This is a genomic window from Siccibacter colletis (genome assembly GCF_000696575.1).
In the GTDB taxonomy this organism is placed as follows: domain Bacteria; phylum Pseudomonadota; class Gammaproteobacteria; order Enterobacterales; family Enterobacteriaceae; genus Siccibacter; species Siccibacter colletis.
Genome location: NZ_JMSQ01000009.1, coordinates 78615 through 94084, shown reverse-complemented (window position 1 = coordinate 94084; position 15470 = coordinate 78615). Strand labels below are relative to the sequence as shown.

The 15470-nt window shown below is 59.0% G+C and carries 17 protein-coding genes; 9 read left to right on the top strand and 8 right to left on the bottom strand.

The window, feature by feature from the left end; translation table 11 throughout:
• Positions 1 to 5: 5 nt before the first annotated feature.
• The 5 genes from rsxG (at position 6) to gstA (ending at position 4805) form a co-directional block, all read left to right on the top strand.
• Positions 6 to 626, top strand: coding sequence for an electron transport complex subunit RsxG (rsxG, locus tag ET34_RS0112415; RefSeq protein ID WP_031522501.1), 621 nt, complete (start codon positions 6 to 8; stop codon positions 624 to 626).
• Between the two features lie 2 nt (positions 627 to 628).
• Complete coding sequence (locus ET34_RS0112410; RefSeq protein ID WP_031522499.1) at positions 629 to 1318, top strand: electron transport complex subunit E; 690 nt, start codon at positions 629 to 631, stop codon at positions 1316 to 1318.
• On the top strand, positions 1315 to 1953 hold the full coding sequence (nth, locus tag ET34_RS0112405; RefSeq protein ID WP_031522498.1) for an endonuclease III: 639 nt from the start codon (positions 1315 to 1317) through the stop codon (positions 1951 to 1953). Before ET34_RS0112410 ends, nth begins: the two co-directional genes overlap by 4 nt.
• A gap of 638 nt (positions 1954 to 2591) precedes the next feature.
• Positions 2592 to 4094, top strand: coding sequence for a dipeptide/tripeptide permease DtpA (gene dtpA, locus ET34_RS0112400; protein WP_031522496.1), 1503 nt, complete (start codon positions 2592 to 2594; stop codon positions 4092 to 4094).
• 108 nt (positions 4095 to 4202) lie between these two features.
• The gene (gene gstA / locus ET34_RS0112395; RefSeq protein ID WP_031522494.1) at positions 4203 to 4805 is read left to right on the top strand and encodes a glutathione transferase GstA; all 603 of its coding nucleotides are present in this window, start codon (positions 4203 to 4205) and stop codon (positions 4803 to 4805) included.
• Between the two features lie 48 nt (positions 4806 to 4853).
• Here the strand turns inward: gstA and pdxY are convergent, their stop codons facing one another.
• The 5 genes from pdxY to anmK all read right to left on the bottom strand — a co-directional run bounded on the left by pdxY (position 4854) and on the right by anmK (position 9453).
• Positions 4854 to 5714: a pyridoxal kinase PdxY gene (gene pdxY, locus ET34_RS0112390; RefSeq protein WP_031522493.1), complete on the bottom strand. Its 861-nt coding sequence runs from the start codon at positions 5712 to 5714 to the stop codon at positions 4854 to 4856.
• A 75-nt stretch (positions 5715 to 5789) separates the two neighbouring features.
• A complete protein-coding gene (gene tyrS / locus ET34_RS0112385) occupies positions 5790 to 7064 on the bottom strand; it encodes a tyrosine--tRNA ligase (RefSeq protein ID WP_031522491.1) in 1275 nt (424 codons plus the stop codon).
• A 135-nt stretch (positions 7065 to 7199) separates the two neighbouring features.
• Positions 7200 to 7856 (bottom strand): pyridoxamine 5'-phosphate oxidase, encoded by a 657-nt coding sequence (gene pdxH / locus ET34_RS0112380; protein WP_031522489.1) that lies wholly within the window; start codon positions 7854 to 7856, stop codon positions 7200 to 7202.
• Between the two features lie 57 nt (positions 7857 to 7913).
• A complete protein-coding gene (gene mliC, locus ET34_RS0112375) occupies positions 7914 to 8243 on the bottom strand; it encodes a C-type lysozyme inhibitor (protein WP_035891306.1) in 330 nt (109 codons plus the stop codon).
• 85 nt (positions 8244 to 8328) lie between these two features.
• Positions 8329 to 9453: an anhydro-N-acetylmuramic acid kinase gene (anmK, locus tag ET34_RS0112370; protein WP_031522486.1), complete on the bottom strand. Its 1125-nt coding sequence runs from the start codon at positions 9451 to 9453 to the stop codon at positions 8329 to 8331.
• A 272-nt stretch (positions 9454 to 9725) separates the two neighbouring features.
• Between anmK and slyB the strand changes: the two genes are divergently transcribed.
• On the top strand, positions 9726 to 10193 hold the full coding sequence (slyB, locus tag ET34_RS0112365) for an outer membrane lipoprotein SlyB (protein ID WP_031522484.1): 468 nt from the start codon (positions 9726 to 9728) through the stop codon (positions 10191 to 10193).
• A 45-nt stretch (positions 10194 to 10238) separates the two neighbouring features.
• On the opposite strand, the gene slyA is transcribed toward slyB, so the two are convergent.
• Complete coding sequence (slyA, locus tag ET34_RS0112360) at positions 10239 to 10679, bottom strand: transcriptional regulator SlyA (protein WP_031522482.1); 441 nt, start codon at positions 10677 to 10679, stop codon at positions 10239 to 10241.
• A gap of 173 nt (positions 10680 to 10852) precedes the next feature.
• Between slyA and ET34_RS0112355 the strand changes: the two genes are divergently transcribed.
• The 3 genes from ET34_RS0112355 to ET34_RS0112345 are packed head-to-tail and all read left to right on the top strand — an operon-like array spanning position 10853 to position 13976.
• Entirely contained in the window at positions 10853 to 11086 is a 234-nt protein-coding gene (locus tag ET34_RS0112355; RefSeq protein WP_031522481.1) for a DUF1656 domain-containing protein, read from the top strand.
• Positions 11087 to 11938: an efflux RND transporter periplasmic adaptor subunit gene (locus tag ET34_RS0112350; protein WP_031522479.1), complete on the top strand. Its 852-nt coding sequence runs from the start codon at positions 11087 to 11089 to the stop codon at positions 11936 to 11938. It begins immediately after the preceding gene.
• A gap of 7 nt (positions 11939 to 11945) precedes the next feature.
• Positions 11946 to 13976 carry an FUSC family protein gene (locus tag ET34_RS0112345; RefSeq protein WP_031522478.1) on the top strand — a complete coding sequence of 677 codons (2031 nt, stop codon included), beginning with the start codon at positions 11946 to 11948 and terminating at the stop codon, positions 13974 to 13976.
• Here ET34_RS0112345 and sodC read toward each other — a convergent pair.
• Together sodC and ET34_RS0112335 are read right to left on the bottom strand one after the other, a co-directional pair.
• Positions 13969 to 14490, bottom strand: coding sequence for a superoxide dismutase [Cu-Zn] SodC (gene sodC / locus ET34_RS0112340; protein WP_031522476.1), 522 nt, complete (start codon positions 14488 to 14490; stop codon positions 13969 to 13971). The two genes, ET34_RS0112345 and sodC, sit on opposite strands and share 8 nt — an antisense overlap.
• Positions 14491 to 14570: 80 nt before the next feature.
• The gene (locus ET34_RS0112335) at positions 14571 to 15467 is read right to left on the bottom strand and encodes an aldo/keto reductase (RefSeq protein ID WP_031522474.1); all 897 of its coding nucleotides are present in this window, start codon (positions 15465 to 15467) and stop codon (positions 14571 to 14573) included.
• Between the last annotated feature and the right edge of the window lie 3 nt (positions 15468 to 15470).

Sequence of the window (15470 nt, the reverse complement as noted above, 5' to 3'; positions counted from 1 at the left end):
TGGACATGCTGAAAGCGATACAGAAACATGGCGTGACCCTGGCGGTATTTGCCGCCGTTACCACCGGACTCACCGCGCTGGTAAACGAGCTGACCCGCACCACCATCGCTGGCCAGGCCGCAGAGCAGCAAAAAGCGCTGTTTGACCAGGTGATGCCCGCCGACCTGTACGACAATGACCTACAGGGCAGCTGCTTTGTGGTTAACGACATGCAGCTCGGTAGCGGCAGCCATCGTATTTATGTCGCGCGTCAGGGCGATAAGCCGACCGGCGTGGTGATGGAAGCGACCGCGCCCGACGGCTACTCCGGTGCCATTCAGCTGCTGGTTGGCGCGGATTTTAGCGGCACCGTGCAGGGCACGCGCGTCACCGAACACCACGAAACCCCGGGCCTCGGCGATAAAATTGAGCTGCGCCTGAGCGACTGGATCCTCTCGTTCAACGGGAAACGTATTCAGGGCAGCGATGACGCCAGCTTTGCGGTTAAAAAAGACGGCGGTCAGTTTGACCAGTTTACCGGAGCGACCATCACGCCACGCGCGGTAGTTAATGCGGTGAAACGGGCCGGTCTCTATGCGCAAACTCTGCCGGACCAGCTCGATCGTCTGCCGGCCTGCGAGGAGTAATCATGAATCAGATTAAAGAGATCTTTGTTCAGGGGCTATGGAAGAACAACTCGGCGCTGGTGCAGCTGCTGGGGATGTGTCCGCTGCTGGCGGTGACCTCCACCGCCACCAATGCCCTCGGTCTGGGGCTGGCGACCACGCTGGTGCTGACCCTGACTAACTTCTCCATTTCCCTGTTCCGCCAGTGGATGCCGGAAAGCATTCGTATTCCTATCTACGTAATGATCATCGCTGCGGTGGTGAGTATTGTGCAGATGCTTATTAATGCTTACGCATTCGGCCTGTACCAGTCCCTCGGCATCTTCATTCCGCTGATCGTCACCAACTGTATCGTGGTGGGACGTGCGGAAGCCTTCGCCGCCCGCAACGGGCCGTTCCTCTCCGCGCTGGACGGCTTCGCCATCGGCATGGGGGCAACCTGCACCATGTTCGTGCTGGGTTCCCTGCGTGAAATTCTCGGCAACGGCACGCTGTTTGATGGTGCAGAGGGTTTGCTGGGCGGCTGGGCGAAGTCTCTGCGTATTGAAGTGTTCCACACCGATACCCCGTTCCTGCTGGCGATGCTGCCGCCGGGGGCATTTATCGGCCTCGGGATGCTGCTGGCGATCAAGTACCTGATCGACGAGAAGAAAAAAGCGAAACGGGCGGCGGTGCAGCCTGTAGTACAGGGAAGCCCTGAGAAAGCCTCATGAACAATATTAAACGGCGCGAGATCCTGACGCGCCTGCGTGACAACAATCCTCACCCCACCACCGAGCTTAACTTCAGCTCACCTTTTGAGCTGCTGATTGCCGTACTGCTTTCGGCCCAGGCCACCGACGTCAGCGTCAACAAGGCCACCGCCCTGCTCTATCCGGTGGCGAATACCCCGGCGGCGATGCTGGCGCTGGGCGTTGATGGCGTAAAGACGTATATCAAAACCATCGGCCTGTTTAACAGCAAGGCGGAGAACGTGATTAAAACCTGCCGCATTCTGCTGGAACAGCACGGCGGCGAGGTGCCGGAAGATCGCGCCGCGCTTGAGGCGCTGCCCGGCGTTGGCCGTAAAACCGCTAATGTGGTGCTCAATACCGCCTTCGGCTGGCCCACTATCGCGGTGGATACCCATATCTTCCGCGTCTGCAACCGTACCAACTTTGCGCCGGGTAAGAACGTCGAGCAGGTGGAAGAGAAACTGCTGAAGGTGGTGCCGGCCGAATTCAAAGTGGACTGCCACCACTGGCTGATCCTGCACGGCCGCTACACCTGTATTGCCCGCAAACCGCGCTGCGGCTCCTGCCTGATTGAAGACCTGTGCGAATATAAAGAGAAGGTCTACGCTGAGTAATACCGATGCCCGATGGGCATCGGTATTCACCGTCTAAATTGTTGCGTAAGCATTCATGCCCACAGGAAATACATGGTTACGCTATTCCGGTTGGTTACTGGCTGATAATCCCGACGGCAACGCAAAACCCCTTGTTATCGACTGGTCAATACCACCCCTGCAGGTTAATCATTTTTTTTCGACTGGAATTTTCTATAAATTTGTGACGGCGATCACTTTGATAACATGGTGTTAAGAGCGGTGAGTAATTATGCAGTTTACGTGCCTGAATCCCGGAGTAATTTCGCCAGTAAACCATATATATGACCAGATTTAGTTAGCCAGCCAATCAATATCACCAAATCCTGCGCACGCATCCAGCACATCTCACCGCGAGCTACCAGAAAATCCCTTCAGACAGAGGAAAAAACTGCCGTTTCCCTTACCATAAAATTTAACCCTCGATAACAAATTCAGATTCCGAGCATTATTCCGCGTGGGTTATATGTAACAGATTATTACAAAAGCCTTGCCTGATGGCCCTGGATAGTGAACATTACCCGCCGTTTCCCTCCCTATATAACAAAAACAGCGGCTGCCGAAACGGCATCACGCTGTCAGCACCCCCGTTACTACGGGATGTAAAAAAAGAGGTATATGTGTCGACTGCAAACAAGAAACCAGCACAAAGCGTGAGTCTTAACGCTTTCAAACAACCAAAATCGTTCTATCTGATTTTCTCCATCGAACTGTGGGAGCGTTTCGGCTTTTACGGCCTGCAAGGCATCATGGCCGTCTACCTGGTCAAAATGCTGGGTATGTCCGAAGCGGATTCCATTACGCTCTTCTCCTCCTTCAGCGCGCTGGTCTATGGTCTGGTGGCCATTGGCGGGTGGCTGGGTGATAAAGTCCTCGGCACCAAACGCGTGATTGTGCTCGGCACCATCGTGCTGGCAATCGGCTACGCGCTGGTCGCCTACTCCGGTCACGATGCTGCCATCGTGTACTTCGGTATGGCCACCATCGCGGTGGGTAACGGCCTGTTTAAAGCCAACCCCTCCTCCCTGCTCTCTACCTGCTACGAGAAAGATGACCCGCGTCTGGATGGGGCGTTCACCATGTACTACATGGCGATCAACATCGGTTCCTTCTTCTCAATGCTGGCGACCCCGTGGCTGGCGGATAAATTCGGCTGGAGCGTGGCGTTCTCGCTGAGCTTTGTCGGCATGCTGATCACCCTGGTGAACTTCATGTTCTGCAAGAAGTGGGTGAAAAATTACGGTTCTAAACCGGACTTTGAGCCGATCAACTTTGGCAAGCTCATCGCCACTATCGCCGGTATCGTGGTGCTGATCGCCATCGCCACCTGGCTGCTGCATAACCAGGGTATCGCCCGTATGGTGCTGGGCGTGGTAGCGCTGGGTATCATCATTATCTTCGCTAAAGAAGCGTTCGCGATGCAGGGTGCAGCGCGTCGTAAAATGATCGTCGCGTTTATCCTGATGCTGCAGGCAATTGTCTTCTTCGTGCTGTATCAGCAGATGCCGACCTCCCTGAACTTCTTCGCTATCCGCAACGTTGAGCACGAGATCCTCGGCCTGACGTTCCAGCCGGAGCAGTTCCAGGCGCTGAACCCGTTCTGGATCATGGTGGGTAGCCCGATTCTGGCCGCTATCTATAACAAGATGGGCGACCGTCTGCCGATGCCGCACAAGTTTGCCTTCGGTATGCTGCTGTGTTCCGGTGCCTTCCTGGTGCTGCCGCTGGGTGCGAAGTTTGCTAACGACGCCGGTATCGTCTCCGTTAACTGGCTGATCCTGAGCTACGCCCTGCAGAGTATCGGTGAGCTGATGATCTCCGGTCTGGGCCTGGCGATGGTGGCACAGCTGGTGCCGCAGCGTCTGATGGGCTTCATCATGGGTAGCTGGTTCCTGACCACCGCTGGCGCAGCGATCATTGCCGGTCGCGTTGCTAACCTGATGGCGGTGCCGGAAAACGTCACCGACCCGCTGATGTCGCTGGAAGTGTACGGCCGCGTCTTCATGCAGATTGGTATCGCCACCGCGGTGATTGCCGTGCTGATGATGCTCACCGCACCGAAGCTGAACCGTATGACCCAGGACGACGAGGCGGATACCCGCAGCGAAGCGGCGAAAGCCTGACGTTAACGGGAAACGTCTGGGTTAAACCACTAACCTTCGGGTTAGTGGTTTTTTTTTATCCGTGATAGCCCTACCATACGACGACAGCTAACCCAAGGAGAGTGACTGATGAAACTGTTCTATAAACCCGGCGCCTGTTCGTTCTCGCCGCATATCGTGTTGCGCGAGGCCGGCGTGGACTTCACGCTGGTTAAAGTGGATCTGATGACCAAACGCCTGGAGAACGGCGAGGACTACTTTGCCATCAACCCGAAGGGCCAGGTACCGGCGCTGCAGCTCGATGACGGCACGCTGCTCACCGAGGGGCTGGCGATTGTGCAGTACCTGGCGGATACCGTTCCCGATCGCCAGCTGCTGGCGCCCACGGGCAGCATCACCCGTTATCAGGCGCTGGAGTGGCTCACTTACATCGCTACCGAGTTCCACAAAGGCTTTACGCCGCTGTTCCGCCCGGATACGCCGGAGGATTACAAGCCGGTGGCCCGCGCCCTGCTGGAGAAAAAACTGGCGTATATCAATGAGAGCCTGGAAGGGAAGCAGTGGCTTGTCGGAACGCGCTTCAGCGTGGCCGATGCCTACCTGTTTACCGTGCTGCGCTGGGCGCCGCACGTTGGCCTGAATCTCGACGGCTACAGCAATATTACCGCATACATGGCCCGTGTTGAGGCCCGCCCGGCGGTTGCCGCTGCCCTCGCTGCCGAACGCGGATAATAAAAAAGGGCAGCCGCTGGCTGCCCGTTTCACGTCATTCGTCACGCGTCAGAGTTTTACCGCGCTGAAGTAGTGTTCCGGTTTGGCTATTCCGTCCTGGGCCGCCACCACCTGCAGTTCATATTCTTCCATGCGTTTGGTCACTACCATGATGTCGTACACCGCCGCCGTCACGTGCTCCAGCGCGTCGCGCAGGGCTGCACCCTGCAGCAGCTTCACCAGCAGCAGACCGCTGGTGACATCGCCGACGCCCACCGGCTGACGGGCACCGAAATCCACCAGCGGACGGCTGATGTGCCAGGCTTCCTCAGCGGTGACCAGCAGCATCTCAAAGCGATCGGTCTGGTAGCCAGCCCGCGCCAGATGCTTCACCAGCACAATCTCCGGCCCCTGAGCGATCAGCTCCCGGGCGGCGCTTACCGCTTCATTCACGTTATTGACGCCGTGGCCGGTCAGGATCTCCAGCTCCAGCAGGTTCGGGGCGATGATATCGCTCGCCGGCATGGCATAGCGGGTGTGAAACTCCGCCACGCCCGGCGCGACGATACAGCCCTTTTCAGGGTGACCCATCACCGGATCGCAAAAATAACGCGCCTGCGGATTGGCAGCTTTCACCTGACGCACAATGCCCAGAATATGCTCGCCCTGCTCCGCCGACCCCAGATACCCGCTCAGGACCGCATCACAGCGCGCCAGTTGCCCGATGTTGGCGATGCCCTGCACGATCTCGCTCAGGTGCGACGGCGGCATTACGGTGCCGGTCCACTGGCCGTACTGGGTGTGGTTGGAGAACTGCACGGTATTGAGCGGCCAGACGTTCGCCCCGAGGCGACGCATGGGGAATTCAGCCGCACTGTTGCCGGCATGACCGAACACCACGTGGGACTGGATGGCGAGAATATTCTTCATTGTGTTGTGTTACCCGGACTCATTTCATTGCCAAAAATAAGGGGCGTGGTCTCCCACGCCCCTTGCCGGTTGCGATTACTTCCAGCAAACCAGGCAGTAGTTTTTCTTGCCGCGACGCAGCAGCGTATAGCGACCGAACAGGCGGTCAGCGTCGGTAAAGGTGTATTCCGGGTCAGACTGCTTCTCACCGTTGATGGTGACCGCGTTAGAGGCGATGGTTTTACGCGCCTGGCCACGGGACGGCTGCAGCTCAGCGTCCACCAGCGCCTGCTGGAGGTCCGCGCCTTTTTCCATCTCGACCATCGGCACGCCATCCTGCGCCAGCTGTTCGAAATCAGCTTCGCTCAGGTCGCTCAGGGTGCCGTTAAACAGGCTTGCCGTGATGCGCTTCGCCGCGGTCAGCCCCTCTTCGCCATGCACCAGACGGGTCACCAGCTCGGCCAGCACATACTGGGCCCGCGGCGCTTTACCGCTGTTCTTGTCTTCTTCTTCCAGCGCGTTGATCTCGGCGATGTCCATAAAGGTGAAGAATTTCAGGAAACGGTAAACGTCTGCATCAGCGGTGTTGATCCAGAACTGGTAGAACTTGTACGGCGAGGTCTTCTTCGGATCGAGCCATACCGCGCCGCCTTCGGTTTTACCGAATTTAGTGCCGTCCGCTTTGGTGATCAGCGGAACCGTCAGGCCGAACACCTGGTTCTGATGCAGACGGCGGGTCAGGTCGATACCGGAGGTGATGTTGCCCCACTGGTCGGAACCGCCGATCTGCAGCGCCACGCCGTATTTTTCGTTCAGGCAGGCGAAGTCGTAACCCTGCAGCAGGTTGTAGGAGAATTCGGTAAAGGAGATGCCGACATCGTCACGGTTCAGACGCTGCTTCACCGCTTCTTTGTTGATCATCTGGTTGACCGAGAAGTGCTTACCGATATCGCGCAGGAAGGTCAGCACGTTCATGCTGCCGAACCAGTCGTAGTTGTTCGCCGCAACCGCTGCGTTATCGCCGCAGTCAAAATCAAGGAAAGGTGCAACCTGACGACGAATCTTCTCCACCCACTCGTGGACCGTGTCCTGGGTATTCAGCTTACGCTCAACGGCTTTAAAGCTCGGGTCGCCAATCAGACCGGTTGCGCCGCCGACCAGCGCCACCGGCTTGTGCCCGGCTTCCTGGAAGCGTTTCAGGCATAACAATGGAACCAGATGCCCCAAATGCAAGCTGTCGGCGGTAGGATCGAAGCCGCAATAGAGCGCGATCGGGCCTTGCGCCAGTCGCTCTGCTAACGCTTCCTCGTCCGTTACCTGAGCCACAAGGCCCCGCTCTTGCAGTTGTTTAATCAAGTTACTGCTCGCCATCAAAATCTCCATGTATCTACGATTGCACCTTTGCCGGTACACGACTTTTTCGCGAGTGCGAAAGAAAATTTAGCGAGCCATAGAATAAAGCGCTGACACCCGGAGTACCAGCGCTTCACACAAGAAAATCAGGGTTCAGGGCGCGAGACGGTCAATTTTCCATGCCGCTCCGTCGCGCTGGTATAAAAAGCGGTCATGGAGACGGTGTTCCCCGCCCTGCCAGAACTCCATCTGCTCGATGCTGACGCGGAATCCGCCCCAGAAACTCGGCAGCGGCACGTCGCCCTGCTGGAACTTCTGCTTCAGCTCAAGGAACTTGCTCTCCAGAATGCCGCGCGCCGAAATACGGCTCGACTGCTGCGACACCCAGGCACCGATCTGGCTGTCGCGCGGGCGGCTGTGAAAATATTTCACCACTTCCAGCGTTGAGAGCCGTTCCACCTTGCCGGTGACCATCACCTGACGCTCCAGCATATGCCAGGGGAACAGCAGGCTGATGCGCGGATTGTGTTCGAGGTGCTGCGCCTTGCGGCTGCCAAGGTTGGTATAAAACACCATGCCTTTTTCGTCATAGTGCTTGAGCAATACGATGCGCTGGTAGGGCTGCCCTTCGGCATCCACCGTCGCGACCACCATTGCCGTGGGATCGGCAAGCCGGGCCTCACAGGCCTGGGCCAGCCAGCGCTCAAACAGCGGAAGCGGCTCGGGGGAGAGATCGGTGCGGCGTAGACCGCCTTTGGTGTACTCGCGGCGCAGGTGCGCGATGTGATGAAGTGCGTCGTTATCAGACATGGCGTGACGTTGAGCAAGGGATGGGTGGAGCTATTGTGCGCTCCACCTGTCAAAATCTCAACGCTCGACCGCGGGTAACTGGCAGTTATTCAGGATGATACGATCGCGTTTATAGACTGTGGCGCTATCGCCCTTCGACCAGAACACGTAGACGCCGTCGGTGTAGCGAGCACCGGAAGCCGACAGCCCCTGCTTCAGCACGCGCGGCTCGTTGTCGAGGATCATGCTGGCTTCCTGGCGCGGGTTACTGAGCTTCACGGTCAGCGGTTTTTCATCGCACTGGTACTCCAGCGTATCGGTGTTCATGCGTTCAACCAACGCGTTGTAGTAGCTACAGCCGCCCAGTAGCGCGGGAAGTAAGAGAATTAGCAGTTTTTTCATCGACATGTCCTGATCTTTTCTTATGAGGGAGGGGGTTACCCCCTCCTTGCTGCGGGACAGTCTAGCGGCTCAGGCGGAACGTGAATCTCGGCTAACTCTGATTGTTGAGCGGGTTGGCGGGATAGATGGCCCCGAGCACGCTCGGTCCGCTGGCACCGGTCACCGACGGCAGGTTGCCCGGCAGACCGGAGAGCGTACGGTAGGCGAGCCAGGCAAAGGCCAGCGCTTCCATATCGTCGCCGCTGATGCCCGCCTCGTCGGTGGGCCCTACTTCGGTTCCCGGCAGCAGCGCCGCCAGCCGCGCCATCAGCAGCGGGTTTCGGCTGCCGCCGCCGCACACCAGCAAGCGTTCACAGCCGCCGTTAAGCAGCACCTGCTCGCTGATGGAAACCGCGGTCAGCTCGGTAAGCGTGGCCTGTACGTTTTCCCCAGCAAGACCCGGGAAGCCAGCCAGCTGACGCTCCAGCCAGCCGTAGTTGAAGTACTCACGCCCGGTGCTTTTCGGTGCCGGTGCCGCGAAGTAAGGATCGCTGAGGAACTGCTGAAGCAGCGGCAGGATCACTTTGCCCTGGGTTGCCCAGCCGGCGTCTTTATCGTAGGGTTTGCCCTGCTGACGCCAGATCCAGGTGTCCATCAGCATATTGCCTGGCCCGGTGTCGAAACCGCGCACCGGCTTACCGGGAATCAACAGTGAGAGATTGGCGATGCCGCCGATGTTGAGCACCATGCGGCGCTCGCTGGGGTGCGCCAGCAGCGCCTGATGAAAGGCCGGCACCAGCGGCGCGCCCTGGCCGCCGAGGGCCATATCGCGACGGCGAAAATCGCCGACCACGGTTACGCCTGTGCGGGCGGCAATCTGGTTATGATCGCCGATTTGCAGGGAGTGCGGCGCATCGCCGTGCGGCTCGTGCCACACCGTCTGGCCGTGACAGCCAACCGCCATCACCTCTTCCGGGCGCAGCCCTTCCTGCTTCATCAGCGCCTCTACCGCATCGGCAAACAGTCGGCCGAGCCGGGTATCCAGCCGCCCTAACTGCGCCAGCGTCAGCTGCTGTCCCTGACAGATAGCGAGGATATCCTCTTTGAGCGAAAGCGGCATCGGCCAGTTCAGGCTCGCCTGCTGCGCAACCAGATGCTTATCAATGGCGGCCAGCACGACATCCACACCGTCCAGACTGGTTCCCGACATCACACCGATATAACGGCCCGACTTCATACGCCTTCCCTCTCTGCGAATAAATGTGGCCCTCAGTCCACCATAAAGCGGGTATCAATACTATGATTTATTGATTAATTTCCATCATTGCCAGCAATATGATAACCCCGCTCCCTGCTGCGATAACGCCGTTGAGCTACGGTTAAACCAGGCGATAGTACTATTTTTGCAGGCTGCATCGAGAACGCGATGAAACGCGGCAGAAATTTGCCTTATAATCTACCTATGACGGATGCTCATGAGAGCGGCTGAATGTGAACAGGAGATTCAGAATGATTAAACGTGTACTGGCTATTTCGCTGGTGAGCTTTACGCTGGCGGGCTGCGTGAATGACAACAGCCTGTCCGGCGATGTATATACCGCCTCTGAAGCCAAGCAGGTTCAGAACGTCACCTACGGTACGGTGGTGCATGTGCGTCCGGTTCAGATTCAGGGCGGCAGTGACGAAAACGTGATTGGCGCACTCGGCGGCGCGGTGCTGGGTGGTTTCCTCGGTAACACCGTCGGCGGTGGCACCGGGCGTTCACTGGCTACCGCAGCGGGCGCCATTGCCGGCGGCGTGGCGGGTCAGGGCGTGCAGGGGTCTATGAATAAATCCCAGGGCGTAGAGCTTGAGATCCGTAAAGATGACGGCAACACCATTATGGTGGTGCAGAAACAGGGTAAAACCCAGTTTGCAGCCGGTCAGCGCGTCGTGATGGCGAACAACGGCAGCCAGGTTACCGTGTCTCCTCGCTAACGGCGCAGGAGATAAAAAAGCCTCACCCGATGGTGAGGCTTTTTTTTAGCTGCGGCCCTGCAGCGAGATGATGTTCTGCTCCAGGCGCGACACCAGATTTACCAGCGCGTCCAGCTCCTCCGCACTGATGCCCGACAGGATCTCCCCCCGGGTTTTGCGGATCACATCCTCCATCTCCTCGATGATCGGCTCCGCTTTTTCAGTCAGCTTGATGCGCTTCGCCCGGCGGTCATTGGCGCAGGTGTGACGGGAAATCAGCCCCTTCTCTTCCAGCTGATCGAGCGTGCGCACCAGCGAGGGCTGTTCAATGCCAATCGCTTTTGCCAGCTGAATTTGCGACTGGTCAGGCGGCAGCTGATGGATATTGTGCAGCGTCACCCAGTGCGTCTGGGTCAGCTCCAGAGGCTTGAGGCGATGGTCAATCAGAGCACGCCAGATGCGCACCAAGCGGGCTAAATCGGATCCCAGTGGCGATTCCAATTTCATCTCCTTATAATTAGCTTGCTAAGTTATTGTGCTGATTTTAGACTACGCTGCAGTGCGTAAATCAGCAAACATTTGTCTTACTTTTGCTGGCGTTATGCAAAAAGCTATAATTTCATAATACAACAGGTCCCGGGAAACGGCAGTCTCTCTCCCCTATTAAAGGATGATCTTAGGTGAAATTTACGTTTTGCTTACCAGGATTTCCGCTTCAGGACCTGGTTTTTGGCGCGTCGGTCTATTTCCCACCGCTGTTTAAAGCCGTGTTCATCGGTTTTTTTATCTGGCTGGTGGTTCATCGCGCCCTGCGCGGCTGGCTCTACTCCGGCGACGTCTGGCATCCCACGCTGATGGACCTGTCGCTGTTTTCCCTTTCTGTCTGCCTCGGCGTGCTGGTGCTGGTGATATAAATGAAAACCCTGAAATATTTCTCCACGCTGCTGGTGGTAGCCCTCGCGCTGACGGCGGGCTGGCTGGTGTGGAACTATTACATGCAGTCGCCCTGGACACGCGATGGCAAGGTGCGGGCGGAACAGGTGAGCATTACGCCGCAGGTGTCCGGCACTGTCCGCACGCTCAACGTCGTCGACAACCAGCACGTCAGGGCCGGCGAGGTGCTGTTCACGCTGGATAAAACCCCGTATGAGACTGCGGTACTGAACGCCGACGCCCAGCTGGCGCGCAGCGAAGCGGATCTGGCAGAGGCACGCAGTGAAGCGGCCCGGCGTCAGCATCTGCCGCACAACTACATTTCCGCTGAGGATCTTGAGTCCGCCAACATGACCGTCAAACAGAAGCTGGCCGAGCGCGACGTTGCCCGGGCGACGCTGAAACAGGCTCAGTGGCAGCTCGCGCAAACCACGGTGACCGCGCCGGTGGACGGCTGGGTGACGAACCTCACAACGCGCCCCGGCAACTACGCAACCCAGGGCCAGCCGGTGTTTGCCCTGATCGACAGCCGGTCGTTTTACGTGGTGGGCTATTTCGAAGAGACCAAGCTACGCCATATCCGCATCGGCGATCGCGCCAGGGTGGAGTTGTACAGCGGCGATATCCCGCTGAGCGGCCGCGTGTCCAGTATCGGACGCGCCATCTACGATCAGAGCGTGGAGAGCGACAGCGGGCTGGTGCCGGATATCAAACCCAACGTGCCCTGGGTGCGGCTGGCCCAGCGTGTGCCGGTGCGTATCGCGCTGGACCGCGTGCCGGACGGCGTGACGCTGGTCTCGGGCACCACCTGTACCCTCTCGCTGTCGCGCTGATCCCGCCATGACGATGAAATGGCTGGAGTGGCAACACTCGCCCTGGGGCAAAGCCACCGCCGCCCAGTGGCGTTACGCCCTGCGCAACGCCATCGCCATGTGTCTGGCGCTTACCCTCGCCTACGCCCTTACGCTGGATGAACCTTACTGGGCAATGACCTCGGCCGCGGTGGTAAGCTTTCCCACCGTCGGCGGCGTGGTGAGTAAGAGTCTCGGGCGCATCGCCGGCAGCCTGCTTGGGGCCAGCGCGTCGCTGATCATCGCTGGCCATACCCTCAACGACCCGTGGCTGTTCACCCTGGCAATGGCGGCCTGGCTCGGGCTGTGCACCTGGGCGGCGAGTCATTTTCAGAATAACGCCGCCTATGCCTTCCAGCTTGCGGGGTATACCGCTGCCATTATCGCCTTCAGCCTGATCAATACCGTGGAGATCGTCGAGCTGTGGGATCTGGCGCAGGCACGGGTCTGCGAGGTAATCATCGGTATCCTCTGCGGCGGGTTTATGATGATGGTGCTGCCCGGCAGCGCAGACGGCAATGCGTTTATCACCGCGCTGAAAAACATGCATGGCCGCCTGCTGGAGCACGCCAGCCTGCTGTGGCAGCCGGAGAGTAGCGAGGCCATCCGCAGCGCACACGAAACGGTGATTGGCCAGATCCTCACCCTTAACCTGCTGCGTATTCAGGCGTTCTGGAGTCATTACCGTTTCCGCCGGCAAAACAACCTGCTGAACTACCTGCTCCACCAGCAGCTGCGGCTCACCAGCATGATCTCCAGCCAGCGCCGCATGCTGGTTAACTGGCCCCATCCCCCCGCCCGCCTGTGGCCGGTGCTGCAGCAGCTTCTCACTCTGCTTGCCGATCCGCGCGCCGACAAGCTCAGCGTGGCGCGTCTGCTGATGCCGATTGCCCCCGACAGCGCGGCAGATTACCGCCAGCGTGCCTTCTTCGAGCGGCTGCGCGCCTTCTGTTGGATCTATCTCAATAACCGCCGCTGGCTGCGCGACGTAGAAAGCGCCACGCCGGTGTCGCGCTTTACGCCGCCGAAAACCGCGGCGCTGGCGCGTCACACCGATAACATCGAAGCGCTGTGGAGCGGGTTGCGCACCTTTTGCGTGATAACCTTTACCGGTGCCTGGTGTATCACCACCCAGTGGGATGCTGGCAGCAGTGCCCTGTCGCTGGCGGCGATCAGCTGCGTGCTTTACTCCTCCTCGCCCGCACCGTTCCGCTCCTTTACCCTGCTGATGCGCACGCTACTGCTGCTGACGCTGTTCAGCTTCGGGATAAAGTTCGGCCTGATGGTGCAGATTAGCGCGCTGTGGCAGTTCCTGATGTTCCTCCTGCCGCTGCTCATCACCATGCAGCTGATGAAGCTGCAGCAGCCGAAGCTGGCCGGGCTGTGGGGCCAGCTAATCGTGTTTATGGGTTCGTTTATTGCGGTGACCAATCCACCAACCTTCGATTTTGCTGATTTCCTCAATGACGATCTGGCGAAAATTGTCGGGGTGGGCGTCTCATGGCTGGCGTTTGCGGTGCTGCGTCCGGGGTCGGATACCCGCAAAGGCCGACGTCATATCCGGGCCATCCGACGCGGGTTTATCGATCAGCTCAGCCGCAGGCCGCAGCACAGTGAAGGAGAGTTTGAATCACGGGTGTATCACCACATCAGTCAGCTGAGCGGGAGTAAAGAGGACGCCGCGCGGCGCTGGCTGCTGCGCTGGGGCGTGGTGCTACTGAACTGTTCTCACGTGGTGTGGCAGCTGCGCGACTGGGAAACGCGCTCCGATCCGCTTGCACAGGTGCGGGATGTCGCCGTTTCGCTATTGAGTGAGGTGATGAGCGAGCGTGGGGTGCGCCAGCGCACGCTGAGCGCGACGCTTGCCGAACTGCACCGCATCAGTGAGGTGCTGGCGCAACATCATCAGCCTGCAGCTCAGGATCTGGCGGCGTTAATCTGGCGGCTCTACTGTTCGCTGTCGCAGCTGGAGCAGGCTCCCCCGCCGGGCAGCCTGCTTGCCACTACGGGCGTTACTTAATGACGCCGCAGGCGTAGCGCTCACCGCCGCCGCCAAGGGGTTTCGGATGATCGGCCATGTTATCCCCGCCGACGTGAACCATCAGCGCCCGGTTTTTCACTTCATCAATCTTCTTGATGCGCGGGGCGACCACCGGATCGGTGGCGATGCCGTCATTGTTCACCGTCAGCACCGGCAGATCGCCGAGATGGCCGTCGCCTTCCGGCCCCAGATGTTTACCGGTGTTGTGAGGATCGAAATGGCCCCCGGCCGCTTCCGCCGCCGTGGCTTTGCCCGCTTTTATCGCCGGCTGGCAGGTGCCATTGGTGTGAATATGGAACCCGTGCTCGCCGGGCGGCAGGGCTTTTAGGTCGGGCGCAAACTCCAGCCCTTTATCGGTTTCGGTGATTTTTACCGTGCCGACCGATGGGCCAATGCCCTGGTCGGTGACAAGATTCAACTCCACATCCTGACTGGCGGCATGCGCAGTGGCGCAGGCACACAGTGTCAACATAGCCAGACTCAAACGCTTCATGTTGCCTCCTTCGGGTTCGAATTCGCTTTAAGTCTATACCAGACGCGCGATTGTCACCGGGAAGGAGGCCATTTTCAGCCTTATGGAACGTCGTAACCCTGCGCCGCCTTGCGAATGCGGAACCACTGCTGGCGCGTGAGGGTCAGCGACAGCGCCGCTACCGCGCTCTGCACGCGCTCGATTTTCCCGGAGCCGATAATCGGCAGCGGACGCGACGGCAGCATCATAATCCAGGCGTACACCACCTGCTCAATGCTCTGCGCCCCGATCTCCTGCGCCACCGCCTGCAGCTCGTCGCGCAGCGCCCGGAAAGACTCATCATTGAACAGACGCCCGCCGCCGAGGCACGACCATGCCATCGGACGAATGCGCAACTGCTGAAGCTGATCCAGCGTGCCGTCGAGCAGCAGCGGCTGGTGCACCGGGGAGATCTCCACTTGGTTAGTCGCCAGGGTGAACGGCAGGCGCGACTGCAGCAGCGCAAACTGCGCTGGCGTGAAGTTGGATACGCCGAAGTGGCGCACTTTCCCGCTCTGGTGCAGCGTCGTGAACGCCTCAGCCACCTCATCGGCATCCATCAGCGGGTCCGGGCGGTGGATCAGCAGCAGATCGAGATAGTCGGTGGCGAGATGTTTCAGCGAGGCGTCAGCGCTGGAAAGAATATGGTCGCGGGTGGTGATGTAGTGCCCGAGCTGATGCGCGGGATTTGCGGTGGTGGCGATACCGCATTTGGTGACGATCTCCATGCGGCTGCGCAGGTGAGGGGCCAGGCGCAGCGCCTCGCCAAACGCCGCCTCGCACTGATAGCCACCGTAGATATCTGCGTGATCGACCGTGGTGATACCGAGATCGAGATGCTGCTCAATAAACGTCGCCAGCTCCCGGGCGGACATCTTCCAGTCCATCAGCCGCCAGTAGCCCATCACCAGACGCGAAAATTCCGGTCCCTGCGGGGCCAGGGTTATGCGCTCAACCATAAA

Excerpts from the sequence above, each read along its gene's own strand:
- sodC (WP_031522476.1), bottom strand. The coding sequence starts at position 14,490 with ATGAAGCGTTTGAGTCTGGCTATGTTGACACTGTGTGCCTGCGCCACT.
- slyA (WP_031522482.1), bottom strand. The coding sequence starts at position 10,679 with ATGAAATTGGAATCGCCACTGGGATCCGATTTAGCCCGCTTGGTGCGC.
- ET34_RS0112335 (WP_031522474.1), bottom strand. The coding sequence starts at position 15,467 with ATGGTTGAGCGCATAACCCTGGCCCCGCAGGGACCGGAATTTTCGCGT.
- gstA (WP_031522494.1), top strand. The coding sequence starts at position 4,203 with ATGAAACTGTTCTATAAACCCGGCGCCTGTTCGTTCTCGCCGCATATC.
- pdxH (WP_031522489.1), bottom strand. The coding sequence starts at position 7,856 with ATGTCTGATAACGACGCACTTCATCACATCGCGCACCTGCGCCGCGAG.
- anmK (WP_031522486.1), bottom strand. The coding sequence starts at position 9,453 with ATGAAGTCGGGCCGTTATATCGGTGTGATGTCGGGAACCAGTCTGGAC.
- mliC (WP_035891306.1), bottom strand. The coding sequence starts at position 8,243 with ATGTCGATGAAAAAACTGCTAATTCTCTTACTTCCCGCGCTACTGGGC.
- ET34_RS0112350 (WP_031522479.1), top strand. The coding sequence starts at position 11,087 with ATGAAAACCCTGAAATATTTCTCCACGCTGCTGGTGGTAGCCCTCGCG.
- ET34_RS0112410 (WP_031522499.1), top strand. The coding sequence starts at position 629 with ATGAATCAGATTAAAGAGATCTTTGTTCAGGGGCTATGGAAGAACAAC.
- pdxY (WP_031522493.1), bottom strand. The coding sequence starts at position 5,714 with ATGAAGAATATTCTCGCCATCCAGTCCCACGTGGTGTTCGGTCATGCC.
- slyB (WP_031522484.1), top strand. The coding sequence starts at position 9,726 with ATGATTAAACGTGTACTGGCTATTTCGCTGGTGAGCTTTACGCTGGCG.
- nth (WP_031522498.1), top strand. The coding sequence starts at position 1,315 with ATGAACAATATTAAACGGCGCGAGATCCTGACGCGCCTGCGTGACAAC.
- rsxG (WP_031522501.1), top strand. The coding sequence starts at position 6 with ATGCTGAAAGCGATACAGAAACATGGCGTGACCCTGGCGGTATTTGCC.
- tyrS (WP_031522491.1), bottom strand. The coding sequence starts at position 7,064 with ATGGCGAGCAGTAACTTGATTAAACAACTGCAAGAGCGGGGCCTTGTG.
- ET34_RS0112345 (WP_031522478.1), top strand. The coding sequence starts at position 11,946 with ATGACGATGAAATGGCTGGAGTGGCAACACTCGCCCTGGGGCAAAGCC.